General features: G+C 63.1%; 1 protein-coding gene. It reads right to left on the bottom strand.

Translation table 11 applies throughout. The annotated features are described in order from the left end of the window. Window positions 1–97: 97 nt before the first annotated feature. On the bottom strand, window positions 98–2,477 hold a 2,380-nt coding region (locus EOA60_RS28595), incomplete at its 5' end, for a DUF6212 domain-containing protein (RefSeq protein ID WP_206628295.1).

Raw genomic sequence — 2,477 nt, 5'->3', positions numbered from 1 at the left:
GCCCTCCACACTGACCCGATCTGTTCTTATCGCACTTCGCACCTCTGATTCGCACCCATGAAAGGTCACGTTCGCGCGATTGGCGGGCTCCCGCCCTTCAGTCCCAGACGAGCAGCAATTTGCGCCAGAAGGCGTTGGACGGCATCGGCTTCGAACCGCGCGGCAGTTTGATGGCCAGATAGATGGTCAGCCATTTGCGGTCGATCTCCCGGACGGAAACCTTCAAATCGTGCAACTCGAAAGGTTTCGAAATCCGAGTCCATCCGGAGAATGCCAGCGCGCCGACCGGCGTGTCGTTTTTCCAGCCCAGTTTTTCTTCCGGCCGGCCCAGCGCCATGGCGAATTCGAACGGCGAGGCATCCTCGTGGGCGATCTCCACCGTAGCGATGACACTGCGGGCAAAGGTCGGGAAAGTCGAATTGAGGGCGGCGACAACCGGGCCATGGATGCTCGGCCGCAAAAAGATACCGCCATTGTCCCCGGCGACCAGCAATGCCGGCAACTCGGACGGATAGTTCGTTACAAGCGCTGCGCGCTTCAGCTCCTCGCCGGTCAGCCGCCGCATGCGTTGACGTTCTTGCGGCGCGTTGAGACGCGGGTGCTTCCCGCCGGTCGAAACCACATTTCGGACCTGAATGCTTGAAAAGCCCCCGAGCACCCGAGCGTCCGGCCGATTGCCGCCGCATCTGACGGCGAGCAGCAGGTCGCGTCTGCCGGGAGCAGGCGAGTGGACGCCCGTTGCGATCTCGCGTGGTTCGTGCGGGCGGCTGACATCGGCCCAACCGTTCCCGTCGCCATCCTCGAGGAGCCGGGCGAGCTGGTCAAAGGTCTGGTTTTCCGCGTCCACGATCGCGATCTGGAACTGCGCCGGTGCGGTCAGTGCCTCATCGAGATAGACCCAGCAGCTGGCGCTGATCGTCCTCGCCGGACAGACGCCCTTCAGCAGCGCCATTGAGACGGTGCCGGCGGTGGCTTGGACAAACAGCTGGTCCGGCGACTGCTCGACATAACTCAAGAGATCCGCATCGGCAGCCGGATGCGAGCCAACATAGGCGCGGCGCAGGGCTTCGACCGGGAGGTAGCGCTCGCTGTAGAGCGAGGAATGGAGTTCCGGCACTGTTTCTTCAGCGGCGGCGTTGAGCAGTTCGACGACGCCCAGCGTGAAGTCGGACCGTCCGGCGTGAGCGAGCAGCGAAATGGCCGTATCGGCCCTGCCTTCTCGCGCCGCAATCTCGGCCAGCAACTGCACTGCGTCCGCGGAGTTGGGGGAGGCTGCGCTCAGCCGCAGATACCGTTCGTCCTTGACGCGCAGTTCAAGGTTCCAGAGGTTGAGGTCCTTCTCATGATCGGCAGTGTTCGAGCTGATGCCGAGCTGCACGAACATGTCGGTGTGCGCGAACTTGTGCTTTCGAAACACATCGATGATCGGCCGGCGATTCCTCAGCCACTCGGCATTGCGGTTCATGCCGGCCGGCGAAGACCGGTACCAGTACAGCGGCTCCGGCACGGTGGCGATTTCCAGACCCGCGAGATCGGCGCGCAGGAAGAATTCCCAATCGCTCGCCGAAAAGCCGCGCTCCTCGTTGAGGTAGCCAACCTTGTCGAACACCTCGCGCCGGAACATCGCGTTGGCGTCGCCATACGGATTGGTAATCAGCGCGATGTCCGGCGGACCGCCGACCGGAAAGTAGAGCATATAGCCGCTCTTGGTGTCCGGCGGCACGAAAGGCTCGTTGAGCCATTTGGCGAAAGTCGTGCAGATATCGGCGCCGGACTTTTGCATGCCGGCCACAAACGTGCTGACGGCGTTGGGGAAGAGAGCGTTGTCGTCGTCCAGGAACAGGATAAAGGACCCCTTGGCGGCGCGAATACCGGTGTTGCGCGCTTTGCCGAGGAAGCCGTTCTTCTGCCGGATGATCCGCCAGCCGCGCTGCTCGAACTCGGGCTCGATGTCATTGAGCAGCCGAATTGCATCCGGATCCGTGCTGCCGTCATCGACGACGATCAGTTCGATATTGGGGTAGTCCTGGCGCCGGACCGAGGCAATCGCCTGCGGCAACAGCCGCGCCCGATTGTAGTGCGCCGTGATGATGGATACCAGCGGCGGTCGGCTGCGGTTCCGGCTTGGGCCGTCGGCTCTGGCCGGATGCCGGCACAATTTGACGTGCAGTTTGCTCCAGGCCTTCTCGCGCGCTTCCCGGTCAAGCAACGGTTTTGCCGGACCGAACGAGCGGCTCTCGATCACGGATTGGATCTTGGCCGCGATCGCGGAGGGGGCTGCCTGCATCATGACCGCCTCGGCGGACTCCGGCTGAAGCAGCCCGCGCATGCTGCCGACGTCCGTCGTGACGAACGGGATCTTCTCGTCAAGGCACGTCACCACATCCAGCGGGAGCTGCGCGGCCGAGTGCGTTATTGCCACAAGCGCATGGCTTTGCCGCAGGTAACGAAATATCTCGGGCTCGTCCCGGATGGGC

Origin of the sequence: Mesorhizobium sp. M1A.F.Ca.IN.020.06.1.1 (assembly GCF_004023265.1) — a bacterium.
Taxonomy (GTDB): domain Bacteria; phylum Pseudomonadota; class Alphaproteobacteria; order Rhizobiales; family Rhizobiaceae; genus Mesorhizobium.
This window is presented reverse-complemented; position numbering and strand designations above follow the sequence as displayed.